The 17,908-nt window shown below is 37.7% G+C and carries 16 protein-coding genes and 5 pseudogenes; 9 read left to right on the forward strand and 12 right to left on the reverse strand.

Annotation, left to right across the window (positions count from 1 at the left end):
- Nucleotides 1-3 precede the first annotated feature (3 nt).
- The 4 genes from NYR89_RS06265 to NYR89_RS06280 are packed head-to-tail and all read right to left on the reverse strand — an operon-like array spanning nt 4 to nt 3,202.
- Nucleotides 4-648 carry a hypothetical protein gene (locus NYR89_RS06265; RefSeq protein ID WP_279445155.1) on the reverse strand — a complete coding sequence of 215 codons (645 nt, stop codon included), beginning with the start codon at nt 646-648 and terminating at the stop codon, nt 4-6.
- Nucleotides 649-1,632: an HTH-type transcriptional regulator CysB gene (cysB, locus tag NYR89_RS06270; protein ID WP_279445156.1), complete on the reverse strand. Its 984-nt coding sequence runs from the start codon at nt 1,630-1,632 to the stop codon at nt 649-651.
- On the reverse strand, nt 1,632-2,312 hold the full coding sequence (yjjG, locus tag NYR89_RS06275; protein WP_279445157.1) for a pyrimidine 5'-nucleotidase: 681 nt from the start codon (nt 2,310-2,312) through the stop codon (nt 1,632-1,634). Before yjjG ends, cysB begins: the two co-directional genes overlap by 1 nt.
- A complete protein-coding gene (locus NYR89_RS06280; RefSeq protein ID WP_279445158.1) occupies nt 2,312-3,202 on the reverse strand; it encodes a transcriptional regulator GcvA in 891 nt (296 codons plus the stop codon). Before NYR89_RS06280 ends, yjjG begins: the two co-directional genes overlap by 1 nt.
- 528 nt (nt 3,203-3,730) lie before the next feature.
- On the opposite strand from NYR89_RS06280, the gene rsgA reads away from it, so the two are divergent.
- The 7 genes from rsgA (at nt 3,731) to NYR89_RS06315 (ending at nt 8,626) form a co-directional block, all read left to right on the forward strand.
- Nucleotides 3,731-4,765: a small ribosomal subunit biogenesis GTPase RsgA gene (gene rsgA / locus NYR89_RS06285; protein WP_279445159.1), complete on the forward strand. Its 1,035-nt coding sequence runs from the start codon at nt 3,731-3,733 to the stop codon at nt 4,763-4,765.
- Between the two features lie 22 nt (nt 4,766-4,787).
- Nucleotides 4,788-5,381 (forward strand): ribonuclease HII, encoded by a 594-nt coding sequence (gene rnhB / locus NYR89_RS06290; protein ID WP_279445160.1) that lies wholly within the window; start codon nt 4,788-4,790, stop codon nt 5,379-5,381.
- Entirely contained in the window at nt 5,382-6,236 is an 855-nt protein-coding gene (locus NYR89_RS06295; protein WP_279445161.1) for a metal ABC transporter permease, read from the forward strand.
- A complete protein-coding gene (locus NYR89_RS06300) occupies nt 6,229-7,059 on the forward strand; it encodes a metal ABC transporter permease (RefSeq protein ID WP_279445162.1) in 831 nt (276 codons plus the stop codon). The genes NYR89_RS06295 and NYR89_RS06300 overlap by 8 nt, the downstream gene beginning before the upstream one ends.
- A 79-nt stretch (nt 7,060-7,138) precedes the next feature.
- Nucleotides 7,139-7,501 (forward strand): purine nucleoside phosphoramidase, encoded by a 363-nt coding sequence (hinT, locus tag NYR89_RS06305; protein ID WP_014992006.1) that lies wholly within the window; start codon nt 7,139-7,141, stop codon nt 7,499-7,501.
- A 1-nt stretch (nt 7,502) separates the two neighbouring features.
- Complete coding sequence (locus NYR89_RS06310; RefSeq protein ID WP_279445163.1) at nt 7,503-7,877, forward strand: YcfL family putative periplasmic lipoprotein; 375 nt, start codon at nt 7,503-7,505, stop codon at nt 7,875-7,877.
- The gene (locus tag NYR89_RS06315; protein WP_279445164.1) at nt 7,874-8,626 is read left to right on the forward strand and encodes a choline kinase family protein; all 753 of its coding nucleotides are present in this window, start codon (nt 7,874-7,876) and stop codon (nt 8,624-8,626) included. Before NYR89_RS06310 ends, NYR89_RS06315 begins: the two co-directional genes overlap by 4 nt.
- 3 nt (nt 8,627-8,629) lie before the next feature.
- On the opposite strand, the gene NYR89_RS06320 is transcribed toward NYR89_RS06315, so the two are convergent.
- The 5 genes and pseudogenes from NYR89_RS06320 to proQ form a co-directional block, all read right to left on the reverse strand.
- On the reverse strand, nt 8,630-9,259 hold the full coding sequence (locus NYR89_RS06320) for an MBL fold metallo-hydrolase (RefSeq protein ID WP_279445165.1): 630 nt from the start codon (nt 9,257-9,259) through the stop codon (nt 8,630-8,632).
- Nucleotides 9,260-9,276: 17 nt separating this feature from the next.
- Nucleotides 9,277-9,832 (reverse strand): annotated as a pseudogene (gene mepK / locus NYR89_RS06325) (peptidoglycan L,D-endopeptidase MepK).
- A 170-nt stretch (nt 9,833-10,002) separates the two neighbouring features.
- Nucleotides 10,003-11,573 (reverse strand): annotated as a pseudogene (locus NYR89_RS06330) (L,D-transpeptidase family protein).
- Between the two features lie 98 nt (nt 11,574-11,671).
- Nucleotides 11,672-13,682, reverse strand: a pseudogene (gene prc, locus NYR89_RS06335) (carboxy terminal-processing peptidase).
- Between the two features lie 86 nt (nt 13,683-13,768).
- Nucleotides 13,769-14,318: pseudogene (gene proQ / locus NYR89_RS06340) on the reverse strand (RNA chaperone ProQ).
- 365 nt (nt 14,319-14,683) lie between these two features.
- On the opposite strand from proQ, the gene cspE reads away from it, so the two are divergent.
- A complete protein-coding gene (gene cspE / locus NYR89_RS06345) occupies nt 14,684-14,893 on the forward strand; it encodes a transcription antiterminator/RNA stability regulator CspE (RefSeq protein ID WP_279445166.1) in 210 nt (69 codons plus the stop codon).
- A 50-nt stretch (nt 14,894-14,943) separates the two neighbouring features.
- Here cspE and bioB read toward each other — a convergent pair.
- Nucleotides 14,944-15,954: pseudogene (gene bioB, locus NYR89_RS06350) on the reverse strand (biotin synthase BioB).
- A gap of 100 nt (nt 15,955-16,054) precedes the next feature.
- Nucleotides 16,055-16,630: a hypothetical protein gene (locus tag NYR89_RS06355; RefSeq protein WP_279445167.1), complete on the reverse strand. Its 576-nt coding sequence runs from the start codon at nt 16,628-16,630 to the stop codon at nt 16,055-16,057.
- An 86-nt stretch (nt 16,631-16,716) separates the two neighbouring features.
- Between NYR89_RS06355 and NYR89_RS06360 the strand changes: the two genes are divergently transcribed.
- Entirely contained in the window at nt 16,717-17,568 is an 852-nt protein-coding gene (locus NYR89_RS06360; protein WP_279445168.1) for a thymidylate synthase, read from the forward strand.
- A gap of 53 nt (nt 17,569-17,621) precedes the next feature.
- On the opposite strand, the gene NYR89_RS06365 is transcribed toward NYR89_RS06360, so the two are convergent.
- Nucleotides 17,622-17,894, reverse strand: a complete 273-nt coding sequence (locus NYR89_RS06365; protein ID WP_279445169.1) for an HU family DNA-binding protein — start codon at nt 17,892-17,894, stop codon at nt 17,622-17,624.
- Nucleotides 17,895-17,908: the final 14 nt, after the last annotated feature.

Raw genomic sequence — 17,908 nt, forward strand, 5'->3', positions numbered from 1 at the left:
ATTTTATTTCACAAAGCTATCAAAGGTTAGCTCATAGTTATCACCATCACGATTGTATGAAATATAGCGAGGGAATTTCTCACCTACATATTTTTTCACGGTAATCGCTTTTTGATCGCTGGTTTTAAAACTATAAGTAATTTCTTGATAAGTCTGTCCTTTTACCGTTACCGCTTTTTGTGCTTTATTGAGTTTTACATTTGGCGTCGGATATAATTTTTTACCATTTGTCGTTTGAAAACTTGTTGGTAATTGATCGTAGTAGCTCAACTGGAATGCTGTTGTAAATAAATCAAAAGTTGGCATCGTTAACGCCTCTTGCTTTAATGGATCTTTCGCTTTTCCATATTTAATCGTACTTGAATCAATCTCCGCTAAGGCATAGGTTTTACCATTACGTGTATCACGGTAGCTCAACATATTAAATTGCCCGTTACGCTCTGTCCCTTTCGCAGAGAAAACAATGTTATACAGTGGCACGTTAATTTTCGATTGAATCGAATACTGACCCGCTCCATTTTTAAAATGTACATAAGCCGGCATTAAATAATTCGAACTATATTTAATATTGAAATCGTCAGCCCAAGCGGTTGAAATTAACGATAAAATTGCAAAGAACGAGAGTGCGACTTTTTTAAAAAAATTCATTTATTTTTCCTCAAGTTTGGTATTTTCGAACAAACGGAGAATTGCATTGGTTTCTCGTAATTGTTCTGCCTTTTCCACTTGCATTTTGGTTAAATGCGGCGAGAAATAGTTAATAAAATCATACATATAATTACGTAAGAATGTACCTCGTTTAAATGCGATCTGAGTCATACTAGATTGGAACAGGTGGCTCGCATCAATCGAAACCAAATCACTGTCTGCTGGTGTATGTGCCATAGATGCCATAATCCCAACCCCCAAACCTAAACGTACATAGGTTTTAATCACATCTGCATCTGTCGCCGTAAACACAATATGAGGCAAGATTCCTTCTTTATTAAATGCATGATCTAAATCCGATTGTCCGGTAAAACCGAAGGTATAAGTAATCAGATCATATTTACCAAGCTCTTCGACTGTCAAACTCTCACTTTGGTTCGCAAATTTTACTAACGGGTGATCCGGTTTCACAATGACTGAACGATTCCATAAATAGCAAGGCAACAAAATCGCATCTTCAAATAAATGTTGTGCTTCGGTTGTAATCGCAAGATCCACTTCCCCAGCCATTAATGCATCGTAAATTTGGCTCGGTGAACCTTGATGTAATTGCAAGCTGACTTCTGGGTATTTAGCTTTAAATTTCTCAATAATCGGCGGTAATACATAACGAGCTTGCGTATTCGGTGTCGCAATTCTTAATACGCCACGATTTGGACGCGTTTGTTCTTCTGCTACCGATTTAATGCTTTGAGCTTTAACTAATAATTCTCGGGCAATTGCCACGATTTTTTCTCCGGCAGGTGTTAACCCTTTAATATGTTTACCGTTTCGTTCAAAAATATTGATGCCTAACTCGCTTTCTAATAAGCGAACTTGCTTACTGATACCCGGCTGAGAAGTATAAAGTGTTTCTGCCGCCTCAGTGATATTCAGATTTTGGTTTACAATTTCAACAATATAACGTAACTGCTGTAATTTCATTATTCAATTCCTTTAATAATCTCAACAAGTTGACTCATTGAGCTAATTTCATAAGTCGAACGGATTTGTGTTTCATTTTTACTTTTGGTCGGATTAAACCAACAAGTATCAATTCCAGCATTATTACCGCCTAAAATATCAGATGCTAAAGTATCGCCGACCATTAAGACTTTGGTTCTATCCGATTGATCCATTAATGCAAAGGCATAATCAAACACTTGACGATCCGGCTTTGCCGCACCAATTTGCTCGGATACTACCACAATTTCAAAAAATTTTTCGGTTTCTGTATTAATTAATCGTTTTTGTTGTAATTCAGTAAAACCATTGGTAATAATGCCTAATTTCACTTTACCGTAAAGTTGTTTTAGCATATCCATCACGCCATCTAATGGCTTACTAACTAGAGCCATTTCCGCCATTAATTCTTGATTGAGCTGTAACGCATCAATCCCGGTTTGGTGCGATAACTTCGCAAAACGTCGAGTTTGAATATCTTTTGCGGTAATTTCATTATTTTGGTAAGCAACCCATAACGGTTTATTAACCGCTTGAAACTCATCATAATCTTGTTGAGTAAAATCAATCGCATAGCGTTTTAACATTGATTTTAGACCTAAATATGAATTGAATGAAAATAGTGTTTCATCCGCATCAAACAATACCCATTCATACCTCATTATTTGTAACTTCCTTCTATTTCGTGCGTAATCCATTCAACAAAATGCTGAACCTTTGCAACCTCTTTCATTTGCGGAGGATATACAACATAAAATGCTTTTTCATCATAGACATCCGTAGCAAACGGCTCAATCATCGAACCTTCTTCAATTTCATCTTGAGCAAGAATTCGATTAGCAACCACTACACCTTGACGATGCTTCGCCGCTTGAATCCCCATTGAAGTATTCGGGTACATCGGACCGGATTCAACTTCTAAATGGTTTAATCTCAGGTGTTCCGCCATTTGCTTCCATTTAGTATGTGAACAAACGTGAATCAAATTTTTACCTTCTAAATCTTGCGGTTTACTAATAGGATTATCTCGCAAATATTCCGGTGCGACCAAAATCATAATTCTAGCCTGAACAAGTTCAATCGCTTCAAGATTCTGCCAATTACCTGTTCCGTAGTAAATTGCGACATCAATATCTTTACCTAATAACCCTTCATCTTGTGAAGCCGTAGTCAGTCGCACTTCAATATCCGGATATTTATTGTGAAACTCGTTTAAGCGAGGTACAAGCCAGTGCATACCGAATGATGGTGTCGTACTAATTGAAAGAATTTGTCGGCTACTTTTTAACTTAACTTTTTCAGTAGCCATCGCAATTTGTTCCAAAAGCGGTTGAATATCTTCAAAATATTGCTCACCAGCTTCTGTTAATTCTAATAAGCGATTTCTGCGATGAAATAATGACACACCGAGAAAATCTTCTAATAATTTTATCTGATGACTTACTGCCGCTTGCGTTACAAATAAATCATCCGCCGCTTTAGTAAAATTTAAATGGCGAGTCGCCGATTCAAATGCTTTTAATGCATTTAATGGAGGGAGTCTTTTGTTCATAGTAATTAATTATTCTTGGTTAATTTGGTTAAATAATGGGCTTTGACCTTAAAGGCAGAATGGTTATTCCATTATTTTTTTTGATAGTTAGAATTAAAATTTTTAGTTTGCGTTACTGGTCCAACATCAATATAATTCGCGCCGTACTTAGACGGATAGTGATAGCTGAGATAGACTCTCCGCTATTTCAGATTTTTAAGTATGATGTTGTGTTTGCATATTGGTCTAGGAAACTAGGCTAGAGTAACCTTAAGTTACTCGTTTCACTTCCTGTATATTTTGAACCCTTTTGGTTTATCAACCGCCCTATTTGGGCGGTTTTTTTCGTTTATATCTTATCTATTGTATCAGAATCGATAAATCCTGCCAGTATTTGGCAACTATTTTCATTAAAATTTCTTATCCCAGACCATAAATTATAAATTTTTTATTCATAAACCAAAACAGCATCATTACGCCGGTACTACATAAATCCTGTAATTTATAGTATCCTTCCGTCTTATTTTGATTATCTAATAGAGAGATCCCTTGAGTAAACGCAGACTGACCCAAAACCAACAACGTCGCATCAAATCGAATCATCATAAAAAAATCGCAAAGCCTGAATTAGAATGGCAAGACGAAATGCTTGGCGAAATTCAGCAAGGTATTGTGGTGACTCGCCATGCAAAACACGCTGATGTTGAAACTGAACAAGGTGAAATTTATCGTTGTAATCTCCGCCGTACCCTCAAAAATGTCGTAGTTGGTGACTGCGTATCGTGGCGTAAAGGTAACGAGCAATTACAAGGTATCAGCGGTGTAATTGAAGCGATTTATCCGCGTAAAAACGAACTGAGCCGTCCTGATTACTATGACGGAATCAAAGTCATGGCGGCAAATATCGATCAAATCATTATTGTTTCTGCCGTATTACCTACTCTTTCACTCAATATTATTGACCGCTATTTAGTCATTTGTGAAACGGCTAAAATTCCTGCGCTTATCGTGTTAAATAAAATTGATTTGCTTTCGGAATCAGAACGACAAGCAGTGCAAAAGCAATTAGCTATTTATGAAAATATCGGTTACGAAACCCTTTGTCTGTCTGCCGATACTGGTGAAAACATGGATAAATTAGATCGCTATTTGTCACGTGGTACTTCAATTTTTGTTGGTCAATCCGGAGTAGGAAAATCGAGTCTTATCAACCAATTATTACCGGAAGTCAACGCATTGACAGGCTCTGTGAGTGATATTTCAGGCTTAGGGCAACATACCACCACCTCTTCTCGCTTATATCATTTACCGCAAGGAGGTAATTTGATTGATTCACCGGGAATCCGTGAATTTGGTTTATGGCATTTAGAGCCGGAGCAAATCACCCTTGGTTATCGTGAATTTCAATCGGTATTAGGCACGTGCAAATTCCGAGATTGTAAACATAAATCGGATCCGGGCTGTGCAGTAAGAGAAGCGGTCGAAAAAGGCAACATTAATGCAATTCGCTTTGAAAACTATCATAGACTGATTGAAAGCCGTGATGAAACCAAAAGTCAGCGTCATTTTAGAACAGAAGAATAAATTCAAATAAGAATCAATAGCAATGAGTACAAATTTCATTTATCCTAATGCCCACTTGATCGCAGGTGTGGACGAAGTCGGTAGAGGTCCGTTAGTCGGTGCAGTAGTAACCGCCGCCGTGATTTTAGATCCAAATAATCCGATTGAAGGATTAGCCGATTCTAAAAAACTGTCGGAGAAGAAGCGTTTGCTTTTAGCGGAGGAAATTAAAGCAAAAGCGCTTTGTTGGTCTTTAGGGCGAGCCGAACCGGAAGAAATCGATCAGTTGAATATTTTACACGCAACGATGCTTGCCATGCGGCGAGCAGTTGCCGAACTAAATATTCAGCCTGATTTCGTGCTGGTTGACGGTAACCGTATTCCAACTTTACCGATGCCGGCACAAGCGGTCATAAAAGGAGATAGTTTAGTTGCTGAGATCAGTGCCGCTTCCATTTTAGCCAAAGTTGCACGTGATCAGGAAATGGATGAATTAGATGTGCAATATCCGGAATATGGGTTTGCAAAGCATAAAGGCTATCCGACTAAACTACATTTTGAAAAACTGGAACAATTTGGGGCAACCCCTTTTCACCGAAAGAGCTTCGCCCCAGTGAAGAAAATCTTAGGTTTATAAATGTTAGAACTACTACTCGAACCATTCCAATATAACTACATGCAAAAAGCGATTTTTGTCAGTATGGGCGTTGGCGTGGTTTGTGCTTTTCTCTCTGCCTTTTTAATGCTAAAAGGCTGGTCTTTAATTGGTGACGCCCTTTCACATGCCGTGGTACCAGGCGTTGCTATCGCTTATGCGTTAAAACTTCCTTATGCTTTCGGTGCATTTTTTTCCGGTATTCTTGTTGCTCTTTCGATTTTATGGGTGAAAAGTATTACTCGAATAAAAGAAGATGCGGTTATCGGCTTCATCTTTACCACATTCTTTGCACTAGGTATGTTTATTGTATCACTCAACCCGACTTCGGTTGACGTTAATGCCATCGTGATGGGCAACATTCTCGGTATTGCGGATGAAGATTTGTGGCAAGTTGCGATTATCATCGGATTATCATTACTCGGACTTATCTTGTTCTGGAAAGATTTATTGCTCACTTTTTTTGATGAACATCACGCATTATCCGTAGGACTTTCTCCTTTACGTTACAAAATCTTATTCTTTACCTTATTAAGTGCTTGTGTTGTGGTGGCATTACAAACCGTTGGTGCAATCTTAGTGATTGCAATGGTTGTTACGCCGGGGGCGACCGCCTATTTACTCACGGATAGATTCCCTCGCTTAGTCATCATTGCCATTCTTATTGGTAGTTTAAGTAGTGGAGTCGGAGCTTATCTCAGTTACTTTTTAAATGGTGCGACCGGCGGTGTGATTGTGTGCTTACAAACCTTTATCTTTTTACTGGCTTTTTGCTTTGCACCCAAATACGGTTTAATCAGCCAAAAACGTAAGCGTTTGGAGGGAATCAATGAATGAATTGATACAATGGTTTGTTACACCTTTTGAATTTGAATTTATGCAAACCGCTCTTTTTACAGCTGTCTTAGTCGCTTCTATTTGTGCAGTACTTTCCTGCTATTTGATTTTAAAAGGCTGGTCATTGATGGGCGATGCGATTTCTCATGCGGTATTACCGGGGGTGGTCGTATCAAACTTATTAGGCTTTCCTTTGGCGATTGGTGCATTTGTCTCTGGGCTATTTTGTGCGATTTCCGTCGGTTATCTCAAAGAAAACTCTCGTTTAAAAGAAGATACCATTATGGGCATTATGTTTGCCGGATTATTTGCGCTCGGTATTGTACTTTTTACCGCGCTACCGACCGAACAACACCTTACCCACTTATTATTCGGTAATTTGCTTGGTGTCACTCAAGCCGAATTAATTCAAACCATGATTATTTGTGCGATAACCTTTAGCATCATTATCTTCAAACGCAAAGATTTTCTGCTTTATTGCTTCGATAGTAGCCACGCTAAAGTTATCGGTTTACCGGTCAAATGGCTACACTACGGATTGCTTGCGCTCTTAGCGTTAACCATCATCAGTGCAATGCAAGTTGTTGGTGTGATTCTGGTTGTTGCAATGTTAATTGCTCCGGGAATTACCGCCTACCAACTGTCAAACCGCTTTGATTATATGTTAGTCATCGCAATGACGATTGCCATCAGTTCATCTGTTTTCGGTACAATCTTGAGCTATCATATTGATGCGGCAACGGGTCCAACAATTATTCTCATTCAATCCAGTCTTTTTGTTTTTGCACTGTGTTTTAGCCGTTTGAAGGCTTACAAGCGGTAAGATTTTGGTGTAAATTTGCAAAATAGCGAAAAACAATAGAGAATTATTGTTTATAACTTATATAAAGAGGAATCTTATTATGACAAAAAACTATGAAGAAACTATTTTCAGCAAAATCATTCGTAAAGAAATCCCTGCATCGATCGTATATCAAGACGAATTAGTCACTGCATTCCGTGATATTTCACCGCAAGCACCGACTCACATTCTAATCGTACCGAATAAATTAATTCCAACCGTAAACCATGTAGAAGCGGAAGATGAATTAGCATTAGGTCGCTTATTTACCGCTGCGGCAAAAATTGCAAAAGAAGAAGGCATTGCAGAAGACGGTTATCGTTTAATTATGAATTGTAACGTACATGGCGGTCAGGAAGTGTTCCATATCCATATGCATTTAGTCGGTGGTGAACCTTTAGGCAAAATGTTAAGCAATAAATAGTATGAAACATTTAAAATCTTATGGGCTATTGGCAATTTTTTCGCTTTTTTTGACCGCTTGTGGCAGTAATCCACAAAGTTATATCAAAGGGAAATCAGAACCGATTGTAAATATTGAAGCTCAAATTGCTACTCTTGTTAAAGTCAATGCAGAAAGCGAAAGGCTCTCTGTTACGAATTTAACTGAACATCCGCTTAATTTATCCTACAAATTATTTTGGTATGATAATCAAGGAGTTACCCAAACCGCTAATGATATATCAACGCAACCTTGGTTGAATTTATGGCTAAATAGCAAGCAATCACAAACACTGTTGCTTGAAAAACCGACCAATGAAAGTAGCAATTATCGTGTCTATTTACGTGGTAGCCGATGAATGCCCTCGCTTGGCTTGAGAGTCAACAACAAGCGGTCATTTTTCGAAAAAATTTAGCAGGTTTGACCGCTTGTAGCCAACAGATTCAGCTCGCCTCCGGCGAGCGTTTTGTTTTACGCCAACAAAATGAGCGAGCAACCGCTTTCGGGATTAATTATGCTCAAGAAGCACAAATTTTACGCTATTTAACTCACTTATCTTTTACGCCAAAGGTTTATTACCATAATGAAAATGCTAGTTTACTGACTTGGATTGAAGGTAATACCCCTAGCCACTTCAGCTACTCATTACTAAGTAAACTTGCGTTACAGCTTGCTGAATTACATCTTTTTCCTATTACTCAATCCCTTCCAAAACTGGAGCTTGCTGAGCGTTGTCAATTTTTATGGCAAAAACTCTCTGTTACAAAACAGGTGACATTAGGATTTCGCCCCCCATTTCAAACGATTCAGCCTTTTACACAGACAATCTGTCACCACGATCTGCATTTAGGTAATTTTATTGAAAAAAATGACCGCTTGTATCTGATTGATTGGGAATATAGTGCCGTGTCGGATCCAGCATTAGAGATTGCGATGCTTTTTAGTGCGAATGCTAAAATACTCAACGAACAACAACAAGCTGATTTTCTTAGTACATATTTGCAAGCAACAAAATTTGATAAGAAAGGTTTTAAACAAAAAATGGCAGAATATCATTCTGCCATTAATCAGTTAAATCAATTATGGTTTGCGATTCTTGAACCATAAAAACTATTCTAAGAATGGATTATGCAGTTTCTCACGTCCAATTGTGGTGTGGGGGCCATGACCAGCAACGACAATAAAATCATCATCCAAATCAAACATTTTGGTACGAATCGTATTGAGCAACACGTCTAAACTGCCCATATAAAGATCGGTACGTCCAATACTGTCTTTAAATAACACATCGCCACTAAAAGCGATTTTATTTTCAAAATCAAAGAAACCAATATGTCCCGGTGCATGCCCCGGTAAATGGCGAACATGAAAACGTAGCGAACCGACCTCAACCACATCACCTTCGTTTAGCCAATGATCCGGTAAGAATGCTTTCACTGGAGGAAGACCAAACATTTCGCACATTTGCGGTAGTTGTTCAAATAACGGTTTATCATCAATATGAGAACCATACACTTCTACACCAAAGTGATCCCGAACTTTTTCAACCGCCATAATATGATCTAAATGACCATGTGTAAGTAACAATTTTTGTACATTCAAGTTTTGTGATTCAACAAACTGAATGATTTTATCTGCATTATCACCTGCATCAATAATTGCCGCATTTTTATTATCATCCCAAATAATACTGCAATTTTGCTGAAAAGCACTTACTGGGATAATTTGTAAATTAAACATAAAATTTGACCGCTTACTTAACCACGCCAAGTACGAACAGGACCGGTATCTACATGAACAAAATTACTGCGAGGATAATAACCCACACCACCATTATGCAAACTTTCCGCGTACCGCTTTTACTTTTGCCAATGGCACACCTGATACTTGGAAATCAATCGCCTGACCACGAATATGGAAGCTATTACTTGCCACACCACGATATATACGACGCATTCTCGCATTAGTTTGTGCCGAACGATAACCACTTAGTACCAAAATTTCTGCATTACGTAAACCCAAACGTTGCTGGATTTGATTCAACTTAACAAATAACATCGGATCAATACGCTTTACTTGGTTAGTGTGACGGTCTCTCATTAAATAATTAAGCTGACCTAAATCAGCAACCGATAATCGTCCACCACTAAATTTTGCCGCATAAGTATCACCTGTATTTACATTACGAAAGCGTAATGCTAATGGCGTAGGCGTTGAAAGAGCAACTATAACCTTACCCGGCAATAAACTTGCGCCTAAAACAAGACCGCCGAGTGATAACCACTTACGGCGTTGAACATTTATTTGATTCATTAGTATTCCTCATTCTTCACGAGTAATGATTGATAGTAGATAACTCAAACTAAATTATTTACTATCAACCATAAATAAAGGCTTATTATTAATAAGCCCTTTAGTCTAACTCTAAAAAAGAAAGTTCCGAGAAGCAAGCAAAAACTTCTCGGAAGTTATCAATTTGTGAATTAGATCACACTTCTAACCTTGCTCCAATTCACCGCATTTTTCGGAATTGCAACATCTAGTTTGTAAATGTCCGGTAAGGTATAAACTTTTCCATTCTCAACCCAAGAGGTCACATAATATAAATAAACTGGATTATCTGAACGAATATTCGCTGAAGTTGTTTTTTCACTCGCTAATACTTGTTGTTTTTTATCCATACTCCAACCGGCTTCTTTTAATAAAATACTCGCCAATTCATCCGAACGTTCAACACGTACACAACCAGAACTTAATGCACGATCCGTCTTGCTGAATAAACCACGGTTCGGTGTATCATGTAAATAAATCGCATCTGAACTTGGCATATTAAATTTAAAACGTCCTAACGCACTATCATCCCCTGCTTTTTGACGAATACGATATGGTAAACTTTTACTGTTCATATATTGCGACCAATTTACGCTACGAGGATTAATTTTATTACCTTTTCCGTCAAAAATTTCATAACCGGCGGCTTCCGCAAAGCCCGGATTTCTCGCTAATTTCGGCACAATATCTTTAGTTAAAATCGTTGGCGGAATATTCCAAGGCGGATTAACCACAACGTTACTAAGTTTACTGTACATTACTGGTGTGCGACGATCATCACGTCCGACAATCACCTTTGATTGTAAGGCTAGCTGACCATCTCTGAAATAATAAAGTTGATAGCTTGGAATATTTACAAAGATACCATTATTAAAACTTGGAATAATACGTAAACGTTGTGTATTTAACGCCAATTTATAAAATGCCTCACTACCTGAAGCAACCGGAGCATTATTATTGGGTACTGCGTTTTTAGCTTTCTTAGTCACCTTAGCTTTCTTAGTCGCGCCCAGCGACATTGAAAGCACTCGTTGAGCTGTTTCTTGATAAATATGATTACGTGGCACTAAATTCGCTACAAACTGCCCAGAGCTACCGTTTTGGGTCGATTTTACCCATTGATTAATCTGCTCCGAACTCGGCGATTTAGGACTATAGCTACCTAAATTGTATAACCATTGATTTGCATTTTTATATACATTTTTGTTGTAGTATAAATAATCTAAAAAACCATCAGTTAACAGTATATCTCGAGCGAGTCCTTCCGGCTGATTTAAAATTTGCTCTAATGCTTTTGCTGATTTACTCGAAACACCACTTGCCGCAAATAAAGCATATTCTTTTAAGAACAGCTTCTCTGCATTTTTATCTACCCACATTGGAGCAAAATTATTATCTAAATAAATTTTAGTAACTGTTTTATCCAATAATAACGGATTATTTCCTACAGTCTGCTTTACTTTTGCTTCCGCTTCTGCAAATTTACGCGCTTCTTCTTGACGAATCTGTTCTTGCTCAAGCACATAATCTGCTCGCTTCGCTAACTCGGCGCTCTTGCCTGCTGTGCACTAAAACTTAATTGCGGCAAAATTGCGTCGGGTACGATATCAGAAACAATTTGACCTTCTGTCACCAGTCGCTGACTATTAGTCGCCATTTCAGCAAATGCCATACTTGAAAACATTACTAATGGTAGTAATTGAAAGGCTTTCACCTTATTCATATAAAATCCTTAGAACCGAGATTGTAAAATATTCATAAAAACAAGCCGCTTAACTCGCGTTAAGCGGCAGTTGATTTAATACATTATAAGCTATTTTATTACTTCTTATCAATTTCTAACCAATCAACCATCATTTTTTCAGCTTCTTTCAAGAAAAAGTCCGGAGCCTCATAGTCTTTTGGTAGAGCATCAATATTCTTAATCGCTTTCTTGCCTTCCCTTGCAAAACGTGCATTTAGGTCTTTTAAGCGTTTAGCTTCATCTGTACGATCTTCTTTTAAACGTTCTGCTAAATTCAGAGATGTATATTTACGTGCATCTCTTTCCTTTCTAATCGCAATATCCTCATTTAAGGTCATAAATTCCGGCTCTTTTGCAATACGTTCTTCATGTTTAGCACTCAACGTAGCCACAGCATCTCTTGCATGACCTGCTTCTTGATAAGTGGCCGCCGGAATTTTATCCCAAGGTAACGCATTATCTTCAAAACTTTCGCCAGTTTTCTCTGCGTTAATAATTTCAGGGAATTTAATATCTGCATCAACACCTTTTAGCTGAGTACTTCCGCCATCAATACGATAGAATTTCTGAATTGTATATTGGATAAAACCTAACGGTTCCTGATCCAAATCATATACGAAATTCAATGAACGACTTTGCTGAACAGTCCCTTTACCGAAAGTTTGCTGACCGACAATAATCGCACGGTTATAATCTTGCATTGCGTACCAAAAATTTCAGATGCAGAGGCACTATGACGGTTAATCATCACCATAATTTTACCATCATATAGTGATTTATCCGCTTCTGGATCCTCATGAACTTTAATACGATTAAACGCATCACGTACTTGAACAACAGGACCTTCTTTAATGAATAAGCCTGTTAACTCAACAACTTCTGTTAATGAACCGCCACCGTTTTCACGTAAATCAATAATTAAACCGTCCGCTTTTTTAGTTTTCATTTGTTCTAAAAGTTTACGAACGTCATTGGTTAAACCGATATAGAAAGTCGAGATTTTAATAACAGCAACATTTTTACCGTTCACTTTTTCAACGGTAAGTTTCGCGACACTATCTTCCAAACGCACTTTATCACGAGTAAGCGTAATTACTTTGGTTTTACCACCTTTTTCCGGCTCAATTTCTAAACGAACTTTCGTACCTTTTTTACCTTTGATCTTGTCAACAACATCATCTAAACGCCAACCAATCACATCTTCGATCTCGCCTTGCTCTTGACCAACACCGACAATTTTATCGCCTACGCCAATTTTTTTACTACGTGCGACTGGAGCCCCAGGAACAAGGGATTTGATTGTAGTTACATCATCTTCCATTGCAAGTGTTGCACCAATCCCCTCCAAAGAAAGATTCATACTCTCTTGGAATGCCTTCGCCGCTCTAGGCGATAAATAACTGGTATGCGGATCAATTTCACGGGCAAAAGCATTGAGATAAGTTTGTAAAATATCGTCCGCTTTCACTTGCGTTAAACGTTTAATTGCTAAGTTATAGCGTTTCGTTAACGTTTTCTTAATTTCCGGCCATTTTTTATCTTTAAGATATAAACTGATCACATCATTTTTAACACGCTTGCTCCCATAACTGATTAGCCTCTTCAAGAGAAGCTGGAAACGGTGCTTTTTCACGATCATTTTCAATTTGATCAGAACCTTTTAAATTCGGCTCCTTATCTAATAAAGAGAGTGCATACTTATAACGTTCATAACGACGTTTAGTCATTAAATCATAGATTTCAAACGCTGAATCTAACTTACCTTCATAAAGCTCATCATCTAATTTAGTCGCATATTTTGCTCGCTGACTCATCAATATCCGATTGTAAGAAGGTATTATGCGCACCATCTAACCAATCCATATAACGATTAAAAATCTTACCGGCAAATTCATCATCTAAGTTGAATTTATGATAGTGAAATTGTGTTAAACGAGCCGTAACACGTTTAGTAGATAAGCTATGCTGTTCTGTCGGTTTTGGCGTCATTAAAGCACTTTCTTTAATTTGCGGCTCTACTGCAAATGCAGTGCTTACCAATGTACCTAAACAAAGTGCAATGAGTCGGCTAAGTTTGTTTATTTTCATAAAAATCCTGATTCACAATAGGTATACACAAGCGACCAAAATCAAATCCCAATTTAGAGGGGTTTAAGATGGCGACAAAATGAAAATTATTTATTACCTTTACCAAATTTGCTGGTAAGAGCGACCAAACTTTCAGCGGTTGCTTTTGCCGAATTATCTTTTGCTACTCGTGGGGCTTTTTTCACTCGTGCATCTGTATTTTTCTTCACATTTTCTTCACGTGCTTTTTTCTTAAAGAACTCTTTACGTTGCTCTTTCTTTTGTTCTGCTTTACGTGCCGCATACGCTTCTTTTGCTACGGCTAATGATTGTGCTTGCATGTTCCGCTTGAGCTTCATCTACGATACCAGCTTCTTCACCTTGTAAACCAACACGTTGAGCATTTACTTTACAGCAAGCAAGATAACGCCAGCTCATCGTATAAGTACGCAATGCTTGACGTAATAAAGTTTTACTGATTTTTTCATCATTCGCCAATGCTTCGGCTAACTCTTGGAAAAGCCCAACTTTTAACGGTTTAGCTTCACCTTCGACACTGAAGCAAAGTGGAAATTTATCGGCTAAATAAGCGATCACTTCTTTTATGCTCGGATTTGTTCTATTGCCATTTTGCACATTGACTTGTTGTTCTGACATATTATTTTCTCTTTTAAAATTTGGGTCAAAATAGATATTTACTCAATACAGAGCCATAACTTGTTACTATATTTTATTTACCGATTTTCGTCTATATAAAATCAAGCCTTTCTATGATTTTGTTGTTGAGCGATATATATGTGTTTCAATTTGTGTAAATAAGTTCAAAAAACATTTGCTTTAATGATTTTTTAGTGTTCTAATCACCCCCGCTTCTCGTAGCGTTCTTGAGTACGATTGCTTTATCGATGTTTTCCTTTCTATAAAATCTTATGATTTTCCGAGAGTTTTCACGAATAAATCTCTAATCTCCAACCAAACGTGTAGCAACTCTGTTTTAATTTATTTTTTATAAGGAAAATCCTATGTCTAAAGCAACAGGTATCGTTAAATGGTTCAATTCAACTAAAGGTTTTGGTTTCATTACTCCAGATCAAGGCGGTAAAGATATTTTTGTTCACTTTTCAGGTATCGTAGGTTCAAACTTCCGTACTTTAGAAGAAGGTGCAAAAGTTGAATTTGAAGTACAAGATTCTGAACGTGGCCCATCAGCGGTAAACGTAAAAGCACTTTAATTTAAATTGCTTGTATAAAATTTTAAAGCCAGCTCTCGCTGGCTTTTTTCTTATGCTTCACTTGGTTCATACGCGAGTGGATACAAATCTAATTTTTCCATTAACAAGCGGTCAGAATCTTCTTCCGGATTGCAAGTCGTCAATAATTTCTCACCATAGAAAATCGAATTAGCTCCAGCCATAAAACATAAAGTTTGCATCGCTTCCGGCATTGCAGTTCTACCGGCTGATAACCTTACATAACTTTTCGGCATTGTAATACGGGCAACCGCTATCGTTCTTACAAATTCCGTCCAATCCAAATCTTCCGCATTTTCCAATGGTGTACCTTCAACTTTAATTAATTGGTTAATCGGCACACTTTCAGGTTGCGGATCAAGATTAGCTAAACTGGCAATAAGTCCGGCACGTTCCGGACGAGTTTCATTCATACCGACAATACCACCACAACACACTTTTAAACCGGCATGACGTACTTTACCAAGTGTATCCATCCGATCATCATGATTACGTGTATGCACAATTTTGCTATAACGTTCCGGATCAGTATCTAAATTATGATTGTAATAATCTAATCCTGCTTGTTTTAAATCTTCTGCCATTCCTTCTTCAAGTAAACCGAAAGTACCGCATGTTTCTAAACCTAGTGTTTTGACTGCTCCTATAATTTCAGATACCACTTTAATATCTTTCGGCTTAGGCCCACGCCAAGCGCCCCCATACAAAAACGGCTAGCTCCTCTTTCTTTTGCTATTTTTGCCTTCTCTACAATTTCTTCAACATTCATCATCACTTGTTTTTCAAGCCCGGTATCGTAGCGAGCAGATTGTGGACAATATTCACATTCTTCCGGGCGTACCACCAGTTTTAATTGATAGTAATGTAGAGAGTTGAATCGCTTGCGGATCAAAATTTTCTCGATGAACTTGTGCCGCTTTAAAAACTAATTCCATAAAGGGCATCGCAAACAATTCTTCCACTTGGCATTTACGCCAATATTGTGCTGTAGGATGAGGTGTTAATTCGTTTTTTGCTTTCAAGCGTAAATTATAGGTAGTCATAAATTCCATTCTCCTTAATCATAAAAAAAGCGGTCAATTTCCTTGTATTTTTTACAAAAAATGAGGAAAAATTGACCGCTTACATAAGTGATAATCTCAGTTACTTAGCTAATTTTTTTGTTTTTACAGCTTTTTTCACTTTAGCTTTAGTTTTCACCTCAGCTTTATTTTCATCTTCTACCATCGTTTTCACGCAAAGATGAAGAATCTGTTCTACGCCATTTTTAATATATTCATCGCTACGCACCGTATTCTTTTGAATATCCAGCATAGCATCATGGATGCCTTGGCTCATACTTGGCGTTTGCACAAAGCCCCAACAATTCGGATCAAGATGATTAAAATTACCTTGTAAATCTGTCGCATAAAGCACACCACTATAATAAGCGTAGATATTGTGATCCATCATACGATTCAAAATCATAGCTCTGATTTGCTCTACAGGCATATTCACTTTTTTGTTATACCATGCATCTACACCATTCATAAATGCATTAATATCGTAGCTTTCATTTACTCGATCAGCATAAGTCTGTGCCGTTGCACCATAAGCAATCGCATAAGATTTTTGGTCCACTTCCGAGTCATTTAAACGAGTCCAACTACTTTTACTTGAACAAGCGGTTAATACCGCTAAGGTTAAACAAACTAAAATGGGTTTAATTAGTGTTTTCATATCGCACTCCTGATCGCTTTATAAAAATTTATTATCCATTTTACCGAATAAATGGCAAAATTACCTCTATTTTTTAAGAGGTAAGTATGAAACAGTATTTAGATTTATGTCATCGTATCGTAAACGAAGGGAAATGGGTAGAGAATGAACGTACCGGCAAGCGTTGCTTGACTGTTATTAATGCAGATTTAACTTATGATGTGGCTAAAGGTGAATTTCCCTTAGTAACCACTCGCCGTAGTTTTTGGAAAGCCGCAATTGCGGAATTGCTCGGTTATATTCGTGGCTACGATAATGCGGCAGATTTCCGTAATCTAGGTACTAAATCATGGGATGCTAATGCTAATCAAAATGCGGCTTGGTTAGCAAATCCATATCGGAAGGGCGAAGATGATATGGGGTTAGTTTATGGTGCGGTCGGTCGTCATTTTCCTAAACCTGACGGCGGTTCGGTTGATTTATTACGTCAAATTGTTGATGATCTAAAAAAAGGTATCGATAATCGAGGTGAAATTTATACTTTCTATCATCCGGGAGTATTCCATATGGGCTGTTTGCGTCCTTGCCTATACAGCCATCACTTTTCATTACTAGACGGCACACTTTATTTAAACAGTACGCAACGTTCCGCCGATGTACCGTTAGGTTTAAACTGGAATATGATTCAATGTTATACTTTCTTAGCTCTAATGGCACAAATTACCGGACACAAAGCAGGTCAAGCATTTCATAAAATCGTTAATGCACATATTTATGAAGACCAATTGGAATTAATGCGTGATGTACAACTGAAAAGAGAGCCGTTAGACGCACCTAAACTTTGGATTAATCCGGAAATTAAATCACTTGAAGATTTAGAAACCTGGGTAACGTTAGAAGATTTCAAAGTGGAAGGCTACGAATATCATCCAAGTATTCAATATCCGTTTACAGTATAAAATGTCGATAAAAAAGCCTAGATTAATCTAGGCTTTTTATTGTATTCAGAGAATTATTTTACTAAATCTTTTAATGCTTTACCCGCAACAAACGCTGGTACTTTAGTCGCTGCGATTTTGATTTCTTCACCAGTACGTGGGTTACGACCAGTACGTGCATTACGCTCATTTACTTTAAACGTACCGAAGCCGATTAATTGAACTGCATCACCTTTTTTGAGGCTTTCAGAGATCGCTTCTAAAGTAGCTTCTAATGTCGCTTTAGCATCTTTTTTGCTTAACTCTGCACCTGTCGCGATTGCATCGATTAACTCAGTTTTGTTCATAATTGTATCCTCTA

The organism is Actinobacillus arthritidis (genome assembly GCF_029774155.1).
Classification (GTDB): domain Bacteria; phylum Pseudomonadota; class Gammaproteobacteria; order Enterobacterales; family Pasteurellaceae; genus Actinobacillus; species Actinobacillus arthritidis.